The sequence below is a fragment of the Ruegeria sp. HKCCA5426 genome (assembly GCF_013034585.1).
Taxonomy (GTDB): Bacteria; Pseudomonadota; Alphaproteobacteria; order Rhodobacterales; family Rhodobacteraceae; genus Ruegeria.
The window spans coordinates 50233-71638 of sequence record NZ_WQGH01000008.1; the positions used below are offsets into that span (position 1 = coordinate 50233).

The 21406-nt window shown below is 58.3% G+C and carries 19 protein-coding genes; 13 read left to right on the plus strand and 6 right to left on the minus strand.

The window, feature by feature from the left end; translation table 11 throughout:
• Nucleotides 1-211: 211 nt before the first annotated feature.
• The 3 genes from pgeF to lgt are packed head-to-tail and all read right to left on the minus strand — an operon-like array spanning nucleotide 212 to nucleotide 2918.
• Nucleotides 212-970 carry a peptidoglycan editing factor PgeF gene (gene pgeF, locus GOV87_RS14100; RefSeq protein ID WP_171212213.1) on the minus strand — a complete coding sequence of 253 codons (759 nt, stop codon included), beginning with the start codon at nucleotides 968-970 and terminating at the stop codon, nucleotides 212-214.
• The gene (locus GOV87_RS14105) at nucleotides 967-2034 is read right to left on the minus strand and encodes a class I SAM-dependent methyltransferase (protein WP_171212214.1); all 1068 of its coding nucleotides are present in this window, start codon (nucleotides 2032-2034) and stop codon (nucleotides 967-969) included. Before GOV87_RS14105 ends, pgeF begins: the two co-directional genes overlap by 4 nt.
• The gene (gene lgt, locus GOV87_RS14110; protein ID WP_171212215.1) at nucleotides 2031-2918 is read right to left on the minus strand and encodes a prolipoprotein diacylglyceryl transferase; all 888 of its coding nucleotides are present in this window, start codon (nucleotides 2916-2918) and stop codon (nucleotides 2031-2033) included. The genes GOV87_RS14105 and lgt overlap by 4 nt, the downstream gene beginning before the upstream one ends.
• Before the next feature lie 97 nt (nucleotides 2919-3015).
• Here lgt and GOV87_RS14115 point away from each other — a divergent pair, with 97 nt between their 5' ends.
• The 5 genes from GOV87_RS14115 (at nucleotide 3016) to GOV87_RS14135 (ending at nucleotide 6212) form a co-directional block, all read left to right on the plus strand.
• Complete coding sequence (locus GOV87_RS14115) at nucleotides 3016-3264, plus strand: accessory factor UbiK family protein (RefSeq protein WP_170384762.1); 249 nt, start codon at nucleotides 3016-3018, stop codon at nucleotides 3262-3264.
• A 310-nt stretch (nucleotides 3265-3574) separates the two neighbouring features.
• Nucleotides 3575-4075 (plus strand): YbjN domain-containing protein, encoded by a 501-nt coding sequence (locus tag GOV87_RS14120; RefSeq protein ID WP_170753355.1) that lies wholly within the window; start codon nucleotides 3575-3577, stop codon nucleotides 4073-4075.
• Between the two features lie 40 nt (nucleotides 4076-4115).
• Nucleotides 4116-4931 carry a pyrroline-5-carboxylate reductase gene (proC, locus tag GOV87_RS14125; RefSeq protein WP_171212216.1) on the plus strand — a complete coding sequence of 272 codons (816 nt, stop codon included), beginning with the start codon at nucleotides 4116-4118 and terminating at the stop codon, nucleotides 4929-4931.
• Entirely contained in the window at nucleotides 4924-5262 is a 339-nt protein-coding gene (locus GOV87_RS14130) for a tRNA-binding protein (protein ID WP_171212217.1), read from the plus strand. The genes proC and GOV87_RS14130 overlap by 8 nt, the downstream gene beginning before the upstream one ends.
• Entirely contained in the window at nucleotides 5262-6212 is a 951-nt protein-coding gene (locus GOV87_RS14135) for a D-glycerate dehydrogenase (RefSeq protein WP_171212218.1), read from the plus strand. Before GOV87_RS14130 ends, GOV87_RS14135 begins: the two co-directional genes overlap by 1 nt.
• On the opposite strand, the gene GOV87_RS14140 is transcribed toward GOV87_RS14135, so the two are convergent.
• Nucleotides 6209-6787 carry a thymidine kinase gene (locus GOV87_RS14140; RefSeq protein WP_171121669.1) on the minus strand — a complete coding sequence of 193 codons (579 nt, stop codon included), beginning with the start codon at nucleotides 6785-6787 and terminating at the stop codon, nucleotides 6209-6211. The genes GOV87_RS14135 and GOV87_RS14140 overlap by 4 nt on opposite strands.
• Before the next feature lie 358 nt (nucleotides 6788-7145).
• Between GOV87_RS14140 and GOV87_RS14145 the strand changes: the two genes are divergently transcribed.
• On the plus strand, nucleotides 7146-7607 hold the full coding sequence (locus GOV87_RS14145) for a hypothetical protein (RefSeq protein ID WP_171120274.1): 462 nt from the start codon (nucleotides 7146-7148) through the stop codon (nucleotides 7605-7607).
• Nucleotides 7608-7685: 78 nt separating this feature from the next.
• On the opposite strand, the gene GOV87_RS14150 is transcribed toward GOV87_RS14145, so the two are convergent.
• Entirely contained in the window at nucleotides 7686-8810 is a 1125-nt protein-coding gene (locus GOV87_RS14150; RefSeq protein WP_171212219.1) for a beta-ketoacyl-ACP synthase III, read from the minus strand.
• 170 nt (nucleotides 8811-8980) lie between these two features.
• Here GOV87_RS14150 and GOV87_RS14155 point away from each other — a divergent pair, with 170 nt between their 5' ends.
• From GOV87_RS14155 to GOV87_RS14165, 3 genes are read left to right on the plus strand one after another with little or no spacing between them, the layout of a single operon-like run.
• Nucleotides 8981-9448, plus strand: a complete 468-nt coding sequence (locus GOV87_RS14155; RefSeq protein ID WP_171122254.1) for a MarR family winged helix-turn-helix transcriptional regulator — start codon at nucleotides 8981-8983, stop codon at nucleotides 9446-9448.
• Nucleotides 9445-10482: an efflux RND transporter periplasmic adaptor subunit gene (locus tag GOV87_RS14160; protein ID WP_171212220.1), complete on the plus strand. Its 1038-nt coding sequence runs from the start codon at nucleotides 9445-9447 to the stop codon at nucleotides 10480-10482. Before GOV87_RS14155 ends, GOV87_RS14160 begins: the two co-directional genes overlap by 4 nt.
• Before the next feature lie 10 nt (nucleotides 10483-10492).
• Entirely contained in the window at nucleotides 10493-13543 is a 3051-nt protein-coding gene (locus GOV87_RS14165) for an efflux RND transporter permease subunit (RefSeq protein WP_171212221.1), read from the plus strand.
• A 60-nt stretch (nucleotides 13544-13603) separates the two neighbouring features.
• Here GOV87_RS14165 and carB read toward each other — a convergent pair whose 3' ends face one another.
• Complete coding sequence (gene carB, locus GOV87_RS14170; protein ID WP_171212222.1) at nucleotides 13604-16948, minus strand: carbamoyl-phosphate synthase large subunit; 3345 nt, start codon at nucleotides 16946-16948, stop codon at nucleotides 13604-13606.
• Nucleotides 16949-17125: 177 nt separating this feature from the next.
• On the opposite strand from carB, the gene GOV87_RS14175 reads away from it, so the two are divergent.
• The 4 genes from GOV87_RS14175 (at nucleotide 17126) to aspS (ending at nucleotide 21376) form a co-directional block, all read left to right on the plus strand.
• Nucleotides 17126-18253, plus strand: a complete 1128-nt coding sequence (locus tag GOV87_RS14175) for an aminodeoxychorismate synthase component I (RefSeq protein ID WP_171212223.1) — start codon at nucleotides 17126-17128, stop codon at nucleotides 18251-18253.
• Nucleotides 18208-18849 (plus strand): aminotransferase class IV family protein, encoded by a 642-nt coding sequence (locus tag GOV87_RS14180; RefSeq protein ID WP_171212224.1) that lies wholly within the window; start codon nucleotides 18208-18210, stop codon nucleotides 18847-18849. The genes GOV87_RS14175 and GOV87_RS14180 overlap by 46 nt, the downstream gene beginning before the upstream one ends.
• 2 nt (nucleotides 18850-18851) lie before the next feature.
• A complete protein-coding gene (locus tag GOV87_RS14185) occupies nucleotides 18852-19523 on the plus strand; it encodes a CPBP family intramembrane glutamic endopeptidase (protein WP_171212225.1) in 672 nt (223 codons plus the stop codon).
• 77 nt (nucleotides 19524-19600) lie between these two features.
• A complete protein-coding gene (gene aspS / locus GOV87_RS14190; RefSeq protein WP_171212226.1) occupies nucleotides 19601-21376 on the plus strand; it encodes an aspartate--tRNA ligase in 1776 nt (591 codons plus the stop codon).
• The last annotated feature ends 30 nt before the right edge of the window (nucleotides 21377-21406 follow it).

Genomic DNA, 21406 nt, shown 5'->3' on the forward strand with positions numbered 1-21406 from the left:
CGCCATATTGAGGCGCCGATAAGGCTGATCCGGGATCAATTCAGGACAAAATGAAGGTTGGCAGCTCCTCTTTCTTCATACTGTCTCGCACTGCTGGAGCATCGGCAGATAAGCACCTGAGAGCGGACAATAAAACTCAATTTGTTCCGACTCAGATAGACACAAAGAATGTGGCGAAAAAGCGGCGATATCGCCACAATTCGGTCTTGGTTTACAATTTGATTGCTGAAATCAGTCTGCCATAGTCGGCTTCTTTGGCGTGGGTCGCCCTGCGATAGGAATAAAATCTAACCGGATCGGAATAGGTGCAGTGCCGAGTCCACTCGGCTTGACCGATTCCCGCCTGTCGCAGCCTGTGAAGGCCAAATGCGGGCAGGTCGAACTGAAGCCTGTCGCCAGTGCCGTTCGCAAAAAACCGCAGGTTGTCTGGGGAATCCGCGACGAAATCGTCCAGAAATTCTGGACCCACCTCATAGGCTGTCTGCGAAATCGTCGGTCCGATCACTGCAATCGTATTTTTGCGACTTGCGCCCAATGCCTCCATCGCGTCGAGCGTGGCCTCCAAAACGCCATCCAGCGCGCCTTTCCAGCCTGCATGGGCTGCGCCGATGACCTGTGCGTCGGGGTCGGCAAACAGAACTGGCTGACAATCCGCTGTCAGGATCGTGAGCGCCAGACCGGGCGTCGATGTTACCACCGCATCAGCCTTGGGCTTTTCCCCATTTATCGGTCCGTCGACCGACAGCACGATTGGAGAGTGGACCTGATGAACCCCAATCATTGCGTCGGGCGTAACTTCCATTGCTTCCGCGACCCGATTGCGGTTGATCGCTACGGCCTCGGTCTGATCCGAAGATCCATACCCACAGTTGAGCCCGGCGAATATGCCGGAAGACGCGCCTCCGCGACGGCTGAAGAACCCGTGGCGAACAGAGGACAGCATGTCCGAAGTCAGAATTTCCAGTGTCATGTTTCCAGTCCCGGAGGGGGGGAGGCATAGGAAGGGTAGAGGCCCAGTACTTTGAACAGGTTTCCCATTTCATTCGGATGCGTCAACCTGCGATGTGCGGAAACCAGTTTATCAAGCTCGACCCCGCCGAGAGTCGCAGAAAGCTTCTGCGCGCGCGCGGTTATTCCCAACCGTTCCAGAAATACCCCCTGAGGCGTCAGGCGCGTGTGGGCACATCCGGCGGCGCGTGTGGCGGTTGCCAGTGGCTCGAAATCGACTTGGGCGGTCAGATCGGCCTGTCCCGGTGCCTGCAAAGGGTCTGCCCGCTGATGCTTGCGAACGGCCTGCAAGGTATCGCCCAGCGAATGCCAGTCGCCATAATCAACAATCAGCCCGGCTCCGCCCTGCGTCGCGATCCGGCCTGCCAAAACGGTGATAATTGGAATTGCGGATGGGCAGAGTTCGACGAGATCACCATCTTGTGTATCGTCCAGCCGATCCATCAGTGCCACCTGAGATGCCTGTGCCCCCAGACCATACGTCAGTGATTCGCCTTCACGCCCGACCAGACGCTCGCGCCATCCATCGCCGTCGCGCAGGAACTGACGTATGGGGAGGGCGTCGAAGAATTCGTTTGCAACAAGGAACAGCGGTGCATCGGGCAGGTCGGCAACCGTTTCGATCCAGCGCGGCGTGTATCCGTTCAGGGTATCCGACTGGATTTGTCGAAGGATCGGGGAAGCCTCCAGCAAGGTGACTTCCGCGGCGTCGTGGAAGCCCTCAATGTTGCGGGTTGCGCGCAGAATGTCGGCCATCAACGTGCCGCGCCCCGGACCCAGCTCGGCAAGCGCAAAGCGGTTGGGGTGACCCTGATCTATCCAGGCTTGAGCCAGCGACAATCCGATCAGTTCGCCAAACATCTGACTGATTTCCGGCGCTGTGATGAAATCGCCCAGAGCACCCAGAGGGTCGCGGGTGGAGTAATATCCCTGAGTTGGATGCAGCAGGCATTCGGTCATGTAGTCGGCCACGCTCATCGGGCCGTCTTGCGCGATGCGCGCAAGCAGGTGATCGGTCAGAGTCATCGAACAGATCGCGCACGCAGCGCGAACCATAAGCCAAGTGCGATCATGGGGATCGATAGCAACTGACCCATTGTCAGCCCATAGCCGCCGATATGCCACGCCAGCCCCAGCGGATTACCGGGCGAGATGAATTGTGCGTCCGGCTGCCGGAAAAACTCGACAATAAATCGCGAGGCACCGTAACCGGCCAGGAAAACCCCCATGATCAAACCGGGTGTCTTGAACGCACCGCGCCGATAGGCCAGCCACAACAGTACCGCCCCCAGCAGCACCCCTTCCAGCGCCGCTTCATAGAGTTGCGATGGGTGCCGCGCGCACATGCCAGCAAGTACGCCGGGGCAATCCTGCGCGGCCGCACCGGGGAAAATGACGGCCCAGGGCAGCTCGCTCGGGCGTCCCCATAATTCCGCGTTTACAAAGTTTGCCAACCGCCCCAGCAACAACCCCGGCGGAACCGCGTGTGCGATAAGGTCGGCCAAGGACAATACCGGAACCTTGTGGCGACGCGCATACAGATAAGAGGCAACGACCACTCCGAGCAGTCCGCCGTGAAAGGCCATTCCGCCCTGCCAGACTTTTAGAATGTCCTGCGGGTTCGCCAAGTAATAAGCGGGTTGGTAAAACAACACGAAACCCAGCCGACCCCCCAGAATGACGCCGAGAATGATCCATGTGAGCAGGTCTTCCAGTTGCTCGGGCTTCATGGGTGGGGTCGATTCTGGCCAAAGGGCAGGTCGCCGCAGCGCCATTGCACCCAAGCGCCACGCGATCAGAATGCCTGCAATATAAGCCAGTGCGTACCAGCGCAGCGCGAACTCCATCCCGAAGAGTGAGATTGAGAACAGCTCGGGCGACAGATCGGGGAAATTCAGAACAGCCTGCATGTGCGTCTCATTGCCCGTGCTTTATGGGGCAAGTCAACCTTGAGCCTGACGCAAACTTTACCCATATAGGGATCAACCGCGATTTCGGAGAAAAGCCATGCAGACCCGCAATAAGATTCTGGACGACGTATCCCAATTGATGACCAACGCCATGGGCGTAGCACAGGGTGCGCGGGAAGAGGCCGAAAATGCGATGAAGTCGATGATCGACCGCTGGCTGGCGGATCGGGATTTCGTGACGCGCGAGGAATTCGACGCGGTCCGTGCGATGGCCCAAAAAGCGCGCGAAGAGAATGCCGCGCTGGAAGAACGCATCGCAGCGCTTGAGGCGAAACTGGACAAGTAACGTCCGAATCCAAATTTTCGATGCAAGAGAAACGCCGCGCGATCCGGGTAGGGATTGTGCGGTGTTGTGCATCTTGCCGCCTTGCAGAATTTAATCAAGACAAAGCTGCACGCGACGCCAATATTTTGATCGCCGTGACCGTTCGTCCACAACTTATTGCTGTTATCCCCAATAAATAGGGTTGCCAGACGGGTACTGGCAGCGCACCATATTTAGTACAGGCCCACGGGGGAAGCCCGGCTTGTAGAGCAGGCAACTAGCGCTGGGGCGCTGCCAGCCCCAAAATGCTAGAGATTAGTGAGGTGGCATTATGGCCCTTTCCGAGCAGTTTCTCGAAGAAGATCTTCATCCAATAGATATTGTTGAGCACCTGGCTGAGCACCACGACTGGGACTTTGACCGGATCGGGGATGACCAGATCGCCATGGCTGTCGAAGGGCAGTGGCGTACCTACTCAATCACGCTGGCCTGGTCGAACTATGACGAAACCCTGCGCATGGTGTGTTCGTTTGAAATGGACCCGCCGTCCGAGCGTGAGTCCGAGTTGTACGAACTGCTGAACAAGATGAATGATCAGTGCTGGGCGGGTGCCTTTACCTATTGGGCCAACCAGAAACTGATGGTCTATCGTTACGGTCTGGTTCTTGCTGGCGGACAGATGGCCAGCCCCGAACAAATCGACACGATGATCACCGCAGCCGTCCTGAGCGCCGAGCGGTATTACCCCGCGATCCAGTTGGTCACATGGGGCAACCGCGATCCCGAAGACGCGATGCAGGTCGCCATTGCAGAGGCCTACGGGCGCGCGTAAAGCTTTGCTCCGAACCGACAAGTAAGGGGGAGGGGCAATCATGGATATGTCACGCGTCGCCGAACAGGGGCTGGTGCTTCTGGGTTGCGGCAAGATGGGATCGGCCATGCTCGCTGGATGGTTGGAGCATGGCCTTCCTGCGTCATCGGTCTGGGTTGTGGACCCGTATCCATCGGACTGGTTGAAGGCGCAGGGCGTCAATATCAACACACCGCTGCCCGAAGCCCCCGCTGTGGTGCTGGTGGCTGTCAAACCGCAGATGATGGGCGAGGCCCTGCCTGCGATCAAGGCGCTGGGCGGCGGCGGCAGCCTGTTTATCTCGGTCGCGGCGGGGACGTCGATTGCCACCTTCGAAGCCGTTTTGGGCACGGACACGCCGATCGTGCGCGCGATGCCAAATACACCCGCAGCGATCCGACAGGGGATCACAGCTTTGATCGGGAATTTTGTCGCATCGAATGACGATGTCGCGCTGGCCGAAGACCTGTTGTCAGCCATTGGCGAGACCGTCCGGTTGGATGACGAATCTCAGATGGACGCAGTAACGGGCCTTAGCGGTTCAGGCCCGGCCTATGTCTTTCACTTGATCGAAACGCTGGCCGCTGCGGGTCAGGCGCAGGGCTTGCCGCACGATCTGGCAATGAAACTGGCTAAGTCGACTGTGGCCGGGGCTAGTGCGCTGGCGATGGCCTCCGATGACGACCCCTCGCAATTGCGGATCAACGTGACCTCTCCCAACGGTACGACTCAGGCCGCGCTTGAGGTGTTGATGCACGAAGAAGAAGGCTTCCCTGATCTGCTGCACCGTGCCGTGAAAGCCGCCACCGACCGATCCAAGGAGCTTTCTCGTGAATGAGATTTCATTTGACGATTTCCTCAAGGTCGACATCCGCGTCGGCAAAGTCGTTCGTGCCGAACCGTACCCCGAGGCGCGCAAGCCTGCGATCAAGATGTGGATCGACTTCGGCGATGAAATTGGTGAGCGTAAGACATCGGCCCAGATCACCGCGCATTACGACCCGGCCACGCTGGTGGGTAAACAGGTGATGGCTGTGGTGAACTTCCCCCCGCGCCAAATAGGTCGCTTTATGTCCGAAGTGCTTGTGTTGGGTCTTCCTGATGAAAGTGGCGAGATTGTTCTGATCGGCCCTGATGGTGACGTTCCTGTTGGCGGGCGGATGCACTGATGAGACTACTTGTTGCCCGCCCTATGACAGCAGTAGTCACAGCCCGCGCGCGGGCAGAGTTTGATGTCGAGTTTCGCGAAGATACATTACCGATGACGCGGGATGAGATGCTGCGTGCGTTGACCGAATTCGATGTGGTGGTCCCGACTTTGGGCGATCTTTTTTCGGAACAGGTATTCGCGCTGGTGCCCAACCCCCGATGCAAATTGCTGGCAAATTTCGGGGTTGGGTATAATCACATCGACGTGGATGCGGCGCGGGCCGCAGGCGTTGCCGTGACGAACACACCGGGCGCCGTCACGGATGCAACCGCTGACATAGCGATGACCTTGCTGCTTTCTACAGCCCGGCGTGCGGGGGAAGGGGAACGGCAGGTCCGGGCTGGCACTTGGCAGGGATGGCATCCGACGCAGATGCTGGGCCACCACGTGACGGGCAAACGTGTTGGGATCGTTGGTATGGGGCGCATCGGTCAGGCTATCGCCCGTCGGTGTCATTTCGGGTTTGGAATGCAGGTCCTTTATCAATCCCGCAGCAAGAAAGAGATCGACTTTCCGGCGGAATATGTTCCTGACCTGAAAGAGCTGGGTGCTCGGGTCGATTTTCTGATCCTGGCAGTCCCTGGCGGTGCGGAAACCCGTCACCTGATCAACGCGCAGATACTAGAAGCTATGAACCCGTCGGCCCTTCTGATCAATATCGCGCGCGGAGAAGTCGTGGACGAATCTGCATTGATTGCCGCGCTGCGTGCCGGCCAGATCGCAGGGGCGGGATTGGATGTCTATGAGTTTGAGCCCGCGGTCCCGCAAGCCCTACGCGACATGGAGAACGTGACACTGTTGCCCCATCTGGGCACCGCGACCGAAGAAGTGCGCAGCGATATGGGGAATATGGCCCTGGACAATGTGGCCGCCTTTATCGACGGACGCCCACTGCCGAACCCGGTCTAAGTGCCCACAGCCTCACGCCAGTGTTTGCGGCATAGCGAGACGTAAGTTTCGTTCCCGCCAATCTGCACCTGCGCGCCTTCGGTGATGGTGTTTCCGTTTTCGTCCTGACGAATCACCATCGTCGCCTTGCGCCCGCATTCGCATATGGTGCGGACCTCACGCATTTCGTCAGCCAATGCCAACAACGCAGCCGAGCCCGGAAATAGACGGCCCTGAAAATCCACGCGCAGCCCGTAAGCAAGCACTGGCACTTTCAGGTCGTCTACGGCGCGCGCCAGTTGCCAAACTTGATCTTCGGTCAGAAATTGGGCTTCGTCGACAAACACGCAGGCGACTTTACCTTTCGCCAATCGCCCTTCGATCATTGCGAAAACATCGTCTTGAGCCGTGAACGTGTCGGCGTCCGACGATATCCCGATTCGGGATGCAATCTTGCCCACACCTGCACGTCCGTCCAACGCGGCGGTCATCAAATAGGTATCCATGCCCCGCTCGCGATAGTTGTGCGAGGCTTGCAACAGGACGGTCGATTTGCCTGCGTTCATTGTAGAATAATTGAAGTACAGCTTTGCCATGGTCCCGGGTCTAAAACGCCTGAACGGTGCGGACAAGCCATCATATGTCGCAGTAGAAGCGACGCCGCCGTTGTTGCTGTCAGGGCCGAGCATAGGCTCAATGGGGATGGATACCCGAACGACAACAACAGCGACGTCGTCGGCCAACATGCGGCCTAAACAAAGCAGGGCATTCAAAAATTACCCCACAATCACTCGTACTCGGCAAGAACTGCCGCCACTCACTCACAAAACCCCCGCATATCTGAGGGATAGCCAATATATGCCATTTGAATTATGACTCGGTTATGGGAAATTTCTTTTCCCTTTCCCCCGCAACGAAGAATACACTGGGGAGGCAGGCAGCAGAGGGTGGAGCATGGCGGATATTGGGGCTTATCTGAAAAAGCATACCGAAGCGTTGGTTAAGGATGTCGGAATCGAAGCAGCGTGCGAGATTACCGGAAAATCCAAGGCGACGCTTGGGCGTTATTATTCTGACAACGCTGAACATGCCGACCGCTTTATGCCCGTCGACGCCGTTGCCCGTCTGGAGGGAGTTGCCAATTTTCCGCACGTCACCTCGGCCTTGGCGGATCTGAAAAATATCACGCTGTCCTATGATGGACGAAACAGTGAAACACCGCGCACGGGCGGGGTGAATTCTGACGTGATTGCGTTGAGCCAGCGCTTTGCGATGCTGATGACCGAGTATCAAGCCGCGATTGAAGATGGCATCATTACGGTCAACGAAGCAAAACGGCTGCTGAAAGAAACCAGCCTGCTGCAACAGGTTCTGATCGAAATGAAGCTGCACCTAGAAGAAGAAAGCGTGAGCTGACGCCACCACCGGCCCCTGTCGGGCCGGGGCCAATCCAAAGCTTTCAGTCAGGGAGTCCGGTTTGCCAGGATGAGTGCCTTATCCGTGGCGCTTCACAATCACCGACCCAACTGAATACCCCGCCCCGAATGAGCAGATCAGGCCGACTTCGCCTTCTGCAAAATCATCGGAGTATTTTGAAAACGCGATGATCGACCCAGCCGAAGACGTGTTGGCGTAGTCCTGCAAAATGTTGGGCTGTTCCTCGGGTGCCGGTTGCCGGCCCATCACTTTCTTACCGATGAAATCGTTCATAGTCTTGTTCGCCTGATGCAACCACAGGCGCTTTAGGTCTGCGCTGCTGACGCCCTCGGATTCCATGTGGTCCGCGATGTGCTTGCTGACCATCGGCAAGACCTCTTTGAACACCTTCCGGCCGTTCTGCATGAACTGCATGTCACGGCGATCCTCAAGTCCGGCAGGTCGGGTGCGGCGCAGAAATCCGTTGTTGTTTCGGATGTTATTGGAAAACTCGGTTGCGCAACGTGTCGAGAGTATTTCGAAATGCGGGCCATCCGCGTCTTCGATCCTTTCGATCAGGGTCGCTGTTGCGACGTCACCAAAGATAAAGTGACAATCACGGTCTCGCCATTCCAAATGCCCCGTGCAAATCTCGGGGTTCACCACCAGCGCGCTTTTGACTGAACCCGACCGAACCATGTCGGCGGCGGCCTGAATGCCGAACGTCGCCGAAGAACAGGCGACGTTCATGTCAAAGCCAAAACCGTTTATGCCCAGTGCTTGCTGAATCTCGATCGCGATCGCGGGATAGGCGCGCTCGTGGTTCGAAGCCGCGCAGATGACCAGATCGACATCTTCCGCCGTGCGCCCGGCCTGTGCCAATGCTTTCTTGCAAGCGTCTACAGCCATCTCGGTCATGATGCCCGGCTCGTCATCGCTGCGCTGACGCAGAAGGGGGTGCATGACGTCAGGGTCCAGAACGCCGCTTTTGTCCATCACGTAGCGGTTTTCGATACCAGAGGCTTTCAGGATGAACTCTTCCGACGAATGTTGCATGGGCTCCATCTCGCCTGCGGCAATCGCGTCTGCGTTCTTGGCGTTCATCTTGTCGGCATAGGCATTGAACGCGGTGACAAGTTCGGCGTTCGTGATGACATTCTCTGGCGTGAATACACCGGTGCCGGTGATAGCTGGCGTGTACATGATCATCCCTGGATATCTCGAATTTGCCCAAAATGCAGTCAACTTGGGGTTAGTTCAAGGTAGATTGACCTAAGGGAATATCAAAGTTGGGGATTTAATCAGCTTCACTTGTTGAATATTTCATTTTTCGAAGTATACGGCGAGGACGAAATCTGAAATGGATTCGACCAATGACCCTAGACGACAGTGAGCTGGTAAAGCGCCTTAGCCCTGAAATGCAGGCAATGATGGGGGTCTATGCTCTCTACTGGAAGTTGCAGGAAAGCCTGGATCTCATCGACGTAGAGGTAAGCCAGCAGGAATGCCACATGCTGATCAAGCTGGATCAACCCAAACGTATGGGCATCTTGGCGGCGGATATGCTGACGGTTCCTTCAACCATCACCTCAACGGCTGACGCGCTTGAGGCGGCGGGATACCTGACGCGTCAGCGCGATCCCGAGGATCGCCGCGCGTGGCTGTTGGTTTTGTCGGACAAGGGTCTGGAAATGCGACAGGAAATTTTAGCCGAGGCCGGTGCTTTGTTTAACCGGGCCTCTGGATTGAACGATGCTGAAACCGCCGAGTTTGCGCGGCTGGCCCGGAAAATCCGGGAAAACATCTTAAAAACGGGAATACCCGAGGGAATGACGAAATGAAGCTTTTCTCTGTTCTAAGCCTTGCTCTGAGCGTTCTGGCAGCCCCCTTGGTGGCACAGGAAGCTGTAAAGCCGGTTAAGCTCATGGTTGCAAAGGAAACAAGCCCGGGGTTTTCGCGTCAGTTTTTCGGGCGGGTGGCAGCGCGCCAGACGGTTGATCTGGCGTTTCAGGTGGCCGGGCAGATCGTCGAGCTTCCCGTGACGCAGGGCTTCGTTATCCCGAAGGATGGGTTGATCGCCCAATTGGATCAGGAACCGTTCCAGCGTCGGTATGACCGCGCGGTGCTGCAAAAGGATCAGGCAGATCGCACTTTGGCTCGTTTGTCGCGCTTGCGGGGGACAGCAGCTAGTCAGGTGGCGGTGGATGACGCGGAAACCGCCGCGCAGCTTGCCGAAATTGCAGTACGCGATGCGCAGTACGATCTGGAACAGGCCACTTTGACCGCGCCGTTTGATGCTTTGGTATCAAGTCGGGCGGTCGAGTCCTTTACCACCGTATCGGCGGGCACTCCGATTGTGCGCATTCACGACATGTCCGAATTACGGATCGAAGTCGATGTGCCTGAAATTCTGTTCCAGCGCTCTGGGCAGCAGGATGACATCGAAATCACCGCCAAGTTCCCCGTCAGTGACGAGGTCTTCCCGTTGCAGATTCGCGAGTTTGACGCGGAATCGTCAAGTGTGGGGCAGACTTTCCGCATCCAGTTCGGTCTTACCCCGCCGGAAGGATTGCAGATTCTGCCCGGCTCTTCGGTGACGGTAAACGTGCAGGTGCAAGATCAGCGCACTGGCATCATTGTCCCGTCGACGGCCATTGTCGCTGATGCGGAAGGGGAACTGGGCATCATGGTGTTTTCACCAGCCGGGGCAGATGAAGGCACTGTTCGTCGGGTTGCGGTCACGATCGAACCCACTGAATCAGGTGATGTTCGTGTTCTGACGGGCCTGAACAATGGCGATGAGATCGTGGTTGCCGGAGGCGGCGCCCTAACCGACGGGCAGGCGGTGCGCCGCTTTGTCGGATTTGCGAACTGAGGGGCAAGGGATGAACATCGCACGCGCTTCCATCGACCGCCCGATCTACACATGGCTGATCATCTTGATCGCCTTGTTTGGCGGTATTTGGGGATTCTTGTCGCTTGGTCGGCTTGAAGATCCTGCATTTACAATCAAGAACGCGGTCATCTCGACTCAATATCCCGGTGCCACGGCTGAACAAGTGGCGCTGGAAGTCTCTGAACCTTTGGAATCCGCCATTCAGCAGATGGGCGAGGTCGACACTATCACCTCTATCAACCAGCCCGGATTTTCGCTGATCGAGGTTGAGATCAAATCCACCTATGACGGCACCGAATTGCCCGAGGTCTGGACCAAACTGCGTGCCAAAATGCGCGATGCCGCCCGCCATCTTCCCCCGGGTGTTGGGCAACCGTTGGTCAACGACGGTTTTGGAGATGTGTTCGGTTTGTTCTATGCCGTGACTGCGGATGGATTCTCAGACGCGGAAAAGCACGAGCTTTCAACATTTTTACGGCGCGAATTGCTAACAGTAGAAGGCGTGGCCGATGTTGAAGTGATGGGGCTGCCAGAAGAGGCTATTTTCGTCGAACCCGATCTGGCGATCACGGTGAACCAGAATGTTCCTATTCAGGCGGTCAACGAAGCAATCGCCAACGCGGATTCGGTCAACGCATCGGGGTCCGTGCGGTCAGAGGACGAGCGCACGACTATTCTGACAGCAGAAGGGTCTGACAGCGTTTCGGCCATCGCCGGGCTGTCGGTGGGGTCACAGGGGCAGGTGATCAATCTGTTCGACATGTCCGACGTATATCGTGGACGTCAAACTGATCCTGATGTCATCATCCGCTTTGACGGAGCCGAGGCCTTTACGCTGGGCATTGCTGGCCTGTCGTCGGAGAATATTGTCGAGGTCGGCAAGCGGGCCGACGCCAAGTTCGCCGAGCTGGATTCTCAGGTACCCTTCGGCGTCGAAATCCAGCCGATCTATCAGCAGCATGTCGTGGTTGAACAAGCCTCGAACGACTTTCTCGTGAACCTTGCGCTTTCTGTGACCATCGTGGTTGCAGTGCTGGCCCTGTTTATGGGTTGGCGTGCGGCGATTGTCGTCGGTTCGACCTTATTGCTGACGGTTGTCGGGACGCTTTTGTTCATGTCGATTTTTTCGATCGAGATGGAGAGGATTTCGCTTGGCGCACTGATCATTGCCATGGGGATGTTGGTGGACAATGCCATCGTGGTCGCCGAGGGTATGCAGATCGCGATGTTGCGGGGTAAGAACTCACGCGATGCTGCGGACGAGGCTGCCTCTAAGACACAGATCCCGCTGTTGGGCGCGACGATCATTGGTATCATGGCCTTTGCCGGTATCGGTCTCAGCCCTGATGCGACGGGCGAATTCCTGTTCTCGCTATTTGCCGTGATCGGCATCTCGCTACTGCTGAGCTGGGTGTTGGCGCTGACCGTAACGCCGCTGCTGGGCCACTACTTTTTCAAGCAGGGCAAAGAGGGTGCGGTGGATGCTTATGGCGGGATCATGTTCCGTTTCTACGGCGCTATCCTGCGCTGGGCGCTGCGGTTCCGCTGGCTGGTGATCGCTGGATTGATCGGGGTGACCGTTGCCTGTTATGCTGGCTTCGGCCTGGTCAAACAGCAGTTCTTTCCCGACTCGAACACACCACTATTCTTCGTTCATTACAAATTGCCTCAGGGCACGCCAATCTCGCGCACTGCGCAGGACATGGCTGTCTTCGAAGACTGGCTGGCCGAACGGGAAGACGTGGTCTCGGTCACGACTTTTGTCGGGCAGGGCGCGACCCGATTCCTGCTGACCTATTCAGCGGAAAAGCCTAATCCCAGCTACGGTCATCTGATCATCCGTACAAAAACGCTGGACGACATTCCGCCGCTGCAGGCGGAACTCGAAACCTTCGGAACGGCCCAGTTCCCCGAGGGTGAATTCCGGACCCGGCGTCTGGTATTCGGTCCCGGTGGAGGAGATCCCATTCAGGCGCGCTTCTCGGGCAGTGATCCGGCCGTATTGCGGCAGCTTGCGGATGAGGCCGTCTTGCTGATGCGAGAAGCGTCGGACAACGTCCTGAATGTGCACCACGACTGGCGCGAGAAAGAACTGGCGGTGCAGCCGATCTATGCAACCGAACGGGCGCAGACAGCAGGGGTCACGCGAGAGGATATTGCCGCCACGCTGCAATTCTCGACGGATGGGATATCTGGCGGCATGTTGCGCGAACGCGATCGCCTGATCCCGATTATTCTGCGGCGACCAGCCGACGGGGATTTTTCAATCGTTGATCAGGTCGTATTCTCGGATCAGTCCGAAAAGTTCGTTCCCATCGAGCAAATGGTTGATGGGTTTGAATACAAAGCCCTGAACACACTGGTGCATAGACGCGACAGGGTGCTGACCATCACGGTAGGGGCGGATATTCCGTCTGACCTGACGGCGGCACAAGTGCATTCGGAAGTGCGAAGCGCCATAGAATCCATGGACCTTCCGCCAGGATATCGCATGGAATGGGGCGGTGAGTTTGAGAATGCGGGTGACGCGAATGAAAGCCTTGGCCGTCAGTTGCCTTTGAGCCTGCTGATCATGATCTTGATCTCGGTTCTGATATTCAACGCCATTCGTCAGCCGATCATAATCTGGTTGCTTGTGCCCATGTCGGTCAACGGTGTTGTTATTGGCCTGTTGGGAACCGGTCTGCCCTTCACCTTTACCGCCCTTCTGGGGCTGCTCAGCCTGTCGGGTATGTTGATCAAGAACGGGATCGTTCTGGTCGAGGAAATCGACCTTGTGCGCGAATCCGGCAAGGGGCTGCGCGAGTCGATCATCGAAGCTTCGGTCTCGCGTCTGCGGCCGGTGATGCTGGCGGCGATTACTACCATTCTGGGGATGGCGCCGCTGTTGACGGATGCGTTCTTCAAGTCGATGGCGGTGACGATCATGGGGGGGCTGGCCTTTGCCACGATCCTGACCATGGTGGCGGCTCCGGTGTTCTATATGGTGTTCTTCCTGCCTGAATACCGGCGGAAATCAGCGCCGCAGCCGGTTGTTTAAACGAAAAACCCCCGGTCACTGACCGGGGGTTTTGCTTTATTCTGGTGCGGGGTGGCTGGGTCAGCCTTGCAGCGATTTGACCTCGACATCGCCCTCGGCCTGCGCCTTGATTGCCAGAGCGGCCGCATGGCTGGCGGCCGCTGTGGTGAAATAGGGGATCTTGTCATAGAGCGCGATGGAGCGGATAGACTTGCTGTCTTCGACCGCCTGCGCGCCTTCGGTGGTGTTCATCAGCAACTGCACCTGACCGTCTTTCAGCATGTCCGCCACGTCGGGGCGACCTTCATAGACCTTATTGACCACGTCGCAGGCCACGCCCCGTTCGGCCAGCCACGACTGCGTGCCGCGGGTTGCGACCAGCGAGAAGCCCTGTTCGGTCAGTACCTGCGCTGCCTCAAGCATTGCGGGCGTCTTGTCGGCATCCTTGATCGAGATAAATGCCCGGCCCTCGGACGGCAGCACCATACCGGCCCCCATCTGCGCCTTGAGGAAGGCGCGCGGGAAGTCGCGGTCCCAGCCCATAACCTCACCAGTCGATCGCATTTCGGGGCCAAGGATCGTATCGACGCCGGGGAAGCGGGCGAAGGGCAGCACTGCCTCTTTCACCGAGAACCACGGCATGTCCGGGTCGGCCAGTGTCATCTGGTCCGCAATCTTGGTGTCCTGCCCCTCTTTGTACGCCGGGCGCATCGGGAAGCTTGCCAGTTTCTCACCAGCCATGATGCGCGCGGCGATCGACGCAATCGCGCTGTCGGTGGCTTTGGCGACGAATGGCACGGTGCGCGAGGCGCGAGGGTTCACTTCGATCAGGTAGATCTCGCCGTCCTTGATCGCGAACTGCACGTTCATCAGGCCGACGACGTTCAGCGCCTTGGCCAGTTTGAACGCCTGATCCTTGATCTGGTCGAGGATATCCTTGGACAGCGAGTAGGGCGGCAGCGAACAGGCCGAGTCGCCCGAATGCACGCCCGCTTCCTCGATATGCTGCATGATGCCCGCAACGTGCACGTCGGTGCCATCACACAGCGCATCGACGTCCAGCTCAACCGCACCCGCCAGATAGCTGTCCAGCAGAACGGGGCTGTCGCCCGAGACCACAACGGCCTCGTTGATATAGCGCTTAAGCTGCTCCATATCGCGCACGATTTCCATCGCGCGACCACCCAGAACGTAAGAGGGGCGGATCACCAGCGGGAAACCGATTTCGTCCGCGATCTCCAACGCCTGTTCGTCGGTCGAGGCAATGCCGTTCTTGGGCTGTTTCAGACCCAGATCGTTGACCAGCGCCTGGAACCGTTCGCGGTCTTCAGCGAGGTCAATCGCATCCGGCGTCGTACCGAGGATCGGAATGCCTTCGGCCTCAAGCGCGTTGGCAAGTTTCAGCGGCGTTTGGCCGCCGAACTGAACGATGACGCCGTGCAGCGTGCCGTTTTCCTGCTCTTTCGTCAGGATTTCCATGACGTGTTCAAAGGTCAGCGGCTCGAAATACAGGCGGTCCGAGGTGTCATAGTCGGTGCTGACGGTCTCGGGGTTGCAGTTGACCATGATGGTTTCATAGCCCTGCTCGGTTAGCGCGAAACACGCGTGGCAGCAGCAATAATCAAACTCGATCCCCTGACCGATCCGGTTGGGGCCACCGCCGAGGATGACAACCTTTTTTCGGTCACTCGGGCGTGCCTCACATTCGACCTCGCCCATCATCGGGGCCTCGTAGGTCGAGTACATATAAGGCGTTTGCGCCTCGAACTCGGCGGCACAGGTGTCGATGCGTTTGAACACAGCGTTGACGCCCAGATTACGGCGGGCGCGGCGGACGTTATCCTCATCCCGACCAGTCAGGTTGCCCAAACGCGCGTCGGTGAAGCCCAGCATTTTCAGCTTGCGGATGCCATCTTCGGTCACCGGTAGGCCATCCGCGCGGACCTGACGCTCGGCGTCGATGATCTCGCGGATGCGGGCCAGGAACCACGGGTCAAACTTGGTGACACCGAAGATTTCATCATCGGTCAAACCATGACGCATCGCCTGCGCGATGGTGCGCAGGCGGTCGGGTGTCTGCTGGCTGATAGCCTTGATGACGGCGGCCTTGTCGTCCGCTTCGTCCCACAGACCCACGTTCAGGCCGGGGATTTCAATTTCATCAAACCCGGTCAGGCCCGATTCCATCGAGGCCAGCGCCTTTTGCATCGATTCGTGGATCGTGCGGCCGATGGACATCGCCTCACCCACCGATTTCATTGCGGTGGTCAGGTAGGGTTCCGAGCCGGGAAATTTCTCGAACGCGAATTTCGGGATTTTTGTCACGACATAGTCAATGGTCGGCTCGAACGAGGCGGGCGTGACCTTGGTGATGTCGTTGTCCAACTCATCCAGAGTATAGCCCACGGCCAGCTTGGCCGCGATCTTGGCAATCGGGAAGCCGGTCGCCTTGGAGGCCAGCGCGGACGAGCGAGACACACGGGGGTTCATCTCGATCACAACCATGCGGCCATCGACGGGGTTGATCGCCCATTGCACGTTCGATCCGCCGGTCTCAACCCCGATCTCGCGCAGCACGGCAATCGAGTGGTTGCGCATGATCTGGTATTCTTTGTCAGTCAGCGTCAGCGCCGGGGCCACGGTGATCGAGTCACCCGTATGCACACCCATCGGGTCGACGTTTTCGATGGAACACACGATGATGGCGTTGTCGGCAGTGTCGCGCACCACCTCCATCTCATATTCTTTCCAGCCCAGCAGGCTTTCGTCGATCAGGATTTGACCCACGGGGGACGCATCCATGCCTGTACGGCAGATATGAATGTAATCCTCGCGGTTATAAGCTACGCCGCCGCCAGTGCCGCCCAGTGTAAAAGCGGGGCGAATGATGGCGGGCAGACCAACCGTTTCCAGCGTTTCCAGTGCCAGCGCAACACCAGCCTCAAGGTCTTTCTTGCCATCCGCATCTTTGGGGGCGGTGACAATCTCGGCCTTGGGGTTTTCGATGCCCAGCCGGTCCATCGCCTCGCGGAACAGGGCGCGGTCTTCGGCCATCTCGATGGCGTCGCGTTTTGCGCCGATCATCTCGACGCCGAATTTGTCCAGCACGCCCATCTCTTCCAGCGCCAGCGAGGTGTTCAGCCCGGTCTGCCCGCCCATGGTAGGCAGCAGCGCGTCAGGGCGCTCTTTCTCGATGATCTTGGCGACAACTTCGGGGGTGATCGGCTCAATGTAAGTCGCATCCGCTAGCCCGGGATCGGTCATGATCGTGGCCGGGTTTGAGTTCACCAGAATAACCCGGTACCCTTCTTCCCGCAGCGCTTTACACGCTTGCGCGCCGGAATAGTCGAATTCGCAGGCCTGACCAATAACAATGGGGCCGGCCCCGATGATCATGATCGACTGGATGTCGGTTCTTTTGGGCATGGCCATGCTCCTTCGATTGTTCGCGAGTCAGGGCACCCCCCGAGCGCCCAAATTGTCCTGCGTTATAGGGACCGCGCGAAAAGGTTCAAGGGGTATCGGAAACGGGGGCAAAATTGCCGCTTTCCCCTCTTTCCCTTAGCGCCGTATTCTCTATACCGCGCAGCACGGCAAATGAGGATGCACTTGCGTATTCGTTTTGATCAGGGCCCGGCCGGGCAGGGGACAACGTTCGACCGGCCAACAGACGTGATCCGCGCTGATACTGCGGACGAGGTGCCCCAGGCTTTGGCGGCGCTGGATGGCGCGCGCATGGGTGGGGCGTGGCTGGCAGGCTATGCCAGTTACGAACTGGGCTATGCGCTAGAGCCGCGCCTTGCGGACCGGATGCCCCAAGGTCGACGTTTGCCGCAGCTGTGTTTCGGGGTGTATGACACACCGCGCTCTACCGATCTGCCCGCCAACCGGGGCGGAATGACAGGGTTTGAACCACGCTGGGACGAGGCACGATACACGCGCGCGTTCCAACAGGTGCACGATGCTATCGGCGCAGGCGACATCTATCAGGCCAACCTGACCTTTCCGATTGATTTGACGGTCGAGGGCGACAGCGCCGACGTATATGCTGCGCTTACCGAGGGGCAGTCTGTGGGCCATGGCGCGCTTGTGCAGCAGGACGGCTTGCCCGACTTGCTTAGCCGCTCACCCGAATTGTTCTTTCGAACGGATGCCGATCGGATGATCGAGACCCGGCCGATGAAAGGTACCCAGCCGCGAAGCGAAGATATGGCGGAAGATGCCTTCCGTCGTGATTTCCTATCGCGTGACGACAAGAACCGTGCCGAAAACCTGATGATCGTCGACTTGCTGCGCAACGATATCAGCCGCGTGGCGATGCCCGGTTCGGTCAAGGTGCCCGAATTGTTCAAGGTCGAAACCTACGCGACTGTGCATCAGATGATCTCACTCGTGCAGGCGCAACTGCATCTCGGGGCAGAGTTGTCGGATATCTTGATGGCTCTGTTCCCCTGCGGCTCGATCACCGGCGCGCCCAAGATCCGCGCGATGGAGATTCTGTCTTACCTCGAGCCTTGGCCGCGCGATATCTATTGCGGCGCGATTGGCTGGGCCGCGCCGGATGGGCGTTCGGAATTCAACGTGGCAATCCGCACGTTGATGGTCGAGGATGGCAAAGCGACCTTAAACGTAGGGGGAGGCGTCGTTTGGGACAGCACCGCTCCGTCAGAATATGAGGAGGCGCTATGGAAAGCCCGCTTCGCCCGCCAGATGACCCTGACTTCCGCCTGATTGAAACGCTGGCCTTCCGGCCGGGGCAGGGGTTTGTACGACGGGATCGCCATTTGGCCCGTATGGCGCGATCGGCCGCCGCTTTTGGTATTCCATTCGACGGTGGGCTGGCAGTTGAAACACTTGATACGGTCGTTGGCGAGTCACCGCTGCGCTGCCGGTTAACTCTGGCCGCAGACGGGCAGTTGGAGGTGACCACCGGCGCACTGGCCGACAATCCACCTGTTTGGGAGGTAGCTGTTGCCGAGCCTCGTTTGTGCGCGTCCGATATCTGGTTGCAGCACAAAACCACACAGCGCGTGGTTTACGACGCCGCCCGCGCGGCCTTGCCCAACGGGGTCGATGAACTGCTCTTCCTGAACGAACGTGACGAGCTGTGTGAAGGCACCATCACCAATCTGTTTGTCGATATGCCCGACGGCCGTCGCCTGACGCCCGCACTGTCCAGTGGCGTGCTGCCGGGCATCCTGCGCGAAGAATTGCTGGGTAATAAACAGGTTACCGAAGCCACCCTGACCTTGACCGACCTGAAAAACGCGACAAAGTTCCATATGGGCAATTCGTTGCGTGGTCTGATCCGGGCGGAGTTGGCATAACCGTGAGCAAACAAATTGATTGGGCCAACAGCGCGGCACCGCACATGCGGTTGCGATTGGAGTTTGGGCTATTCTTCATTGCTGTACCGGTGTTGATCGCGGTGTTTTTCCCGCCCAACTGGATGTTCCCGTCCCTGTTTGGCTTTACGGGGCTAGGCATCGTATTGCTGCATTTCACGCCGGGTTTCGCCTGGGCTGAGCTGCGGTATAACTGGCGCAACTGGTCCTGGGGCGAAGTGGCAGTTTTTGCCGTCGCGATGACGCTGTTTTGCAGCGCCCTTGTAATGGCCACAAGGCCCGACGCCGCATTCTTTCTGCTACGCAACCGGCCCGAGTTTCTGATCGTCATCTGGACCTTCTATCCAGTGGTCTCGGCATTGCCGCAGGAATTGCTGTTCCGCGTTCTGTTTTGCCGCCGTTACCACGTGATCCTGCCGGATGGCCGTGCCTTTTACCTGCTGAATGCGTCCCTGTTTTCACTGGCTCACCTTATGTATTGGAGCTGGATCGTTGCCATCATGACCTTTGGCGGCGGGCTGCTGTTCACATGGGCCTATCGCAAGCGCGGCTCGTTTTTCTACGCGGTGCTGTTGCACGCGATTGCGGGGAACATCATCTTTGCGGCGGGTCTGGGCATCTATTTCTACTCGGGCAACGTGCAAAGGCCGTTTTGACGGCGCAACCCGCCTTGACTTTCCAAGCCTGACAGGGTGTATCGGCGCGACGAATTCTGCGCCCGAAGGGATATTCCATGCACGCCTATCGCAGCCACACCTGCGCCGCTCTGACCGCCGCCAATGTCGGTGAAACTGTCCGCCTATCCGGTTGGGTGCATCGTGTCCGAGATCATGGCGGCGTGCTGTTTATCGACCTGCGCGACCATTTCGGCGTAACGCAGGTTCTATGCGATGGTGACAGCGCTGCTTTTGCCGAGTTGGAAAAGGTCCGCTCGGAATGGTGTATCCGCATCGACGGCACCGTCAAAGCGCGCGACGCCGATCTGGTGAACCCGAAACTGCCCACGGGTGAGATCGAGGTTTACGTGCGCGAGTTGGAAGTGCTGGGTGCTGCCGACGAACTGCCGCTGATGGTGTTCGGCGATCAGGAATACCCCGAGGAAACCCGCCTGCGCTATCGCTATCTGGACCTGCGTCGCGAGGCGATGCAGCAGAACATGACCCTGCGCTCGGACGTTGTGGCCTCGATGCGCCGCCGCATGTGGGATCAGGGTTTCCGTGAATATCAGACGCCGATCATCACCGCCTCGTCGCCCGAAGGCGCGCGTGACTTTTTGGTACCCTCGCGCCTGCATCCGGGCAAGTTCTATGCGCTGCCGCAGGCACCGCAGCAATTCAAGCAGCTGATCATGGTGTCGGGCTTCGATAAGTATTTCCAGATCGCTCCGTGCTTCCGTGACGAAGACCCGCGCGCGGATCGTTCGCCGACCGATTTCTACCAGCTTGACCTTGAGATGTCGTTTGTCGAGCAGCAGGACGTGTTCGACACGATCCAGCCCGTGCTGACCGGCGTGTTCGAGGAATTCGGCGGTGGCCGCAAAGTCGATCAGGGGTGGCCGCAGATCTCCTACAAGGACGCGGCGCTGTGGTATGGCAGCGATAAGCCCGACCTGCGGAACCCGATTAAAATGCAAGTAGTCTCCGACCACTTCCGCGGGTCTGGCTTTGCGATTTTCGCAAAGTTGTTGGAGCAGGACGGCACCGAAATTCGCGCCATTCCAGCGCCGACTGGCGGGAGCCGCAAGTTCTGTGACCGTATGAATGCGTTTGCGCAGAAAGAGGGTCTGCCGGGGATGGGCTATATCTTCTGGCGCGATCAGGGCGAAGGGATGGAGGCCGCTGGCCCGCTGGCCAAGAACATCGGCCCCGAACGCACCGAAGCGATCCGTCAGCAACTGGGTTTGGGCGTCGGTGACGCTGCGTTCTTCCTGGGCGGCAAGCCGAAAGCCTTTGAAAAGGTCGCCGGTAAAGCACGCGATGTGATCGGTGAGGAACTTGGCCTTACCGAAAAAGACCGCTTTGCCTTTGCATGGATCGTGGATTTCCCGATCTACGAACAGGACGAGGAAACCGGCGCGATCGACTTTGAACACAACCCGTTCTCGATGCCGCAGGGCGGGATGGAAGCGCTGAACGGCAACCCTCTGGACGTGCGCGGGTATCAATACGATCTGGCCTGTAACGGGTACGAGCTGGTCTCGGGCGCGATCCGGAATCACAAGCCCGAGATCATGCTGAAAGCCTTTGAACTGGCTGGCTATGGTGAGGATGAAGTGAAATCCCGCTTTGGTGCGCTGTTCAATGCGTTCCACTATGGCGCGCCGCCGCACGGTGGTTGTGCAGCGGGCATCGACCGGATCGTGATGCTGCTGGCAGATGAGGCCAATATCCGCGAGGTCATGATGTTCCCGATGAACCAGCGCGCCGAAGACCTGATGATGGACGCGCCCTCTGACCCGACGTCGGATCAGTTGATGGAACTGGGTCTGCGGATCATCCCTCAGGAGTAAGAAGCAGCCCGTCGCCGACCGTGTGGCGGG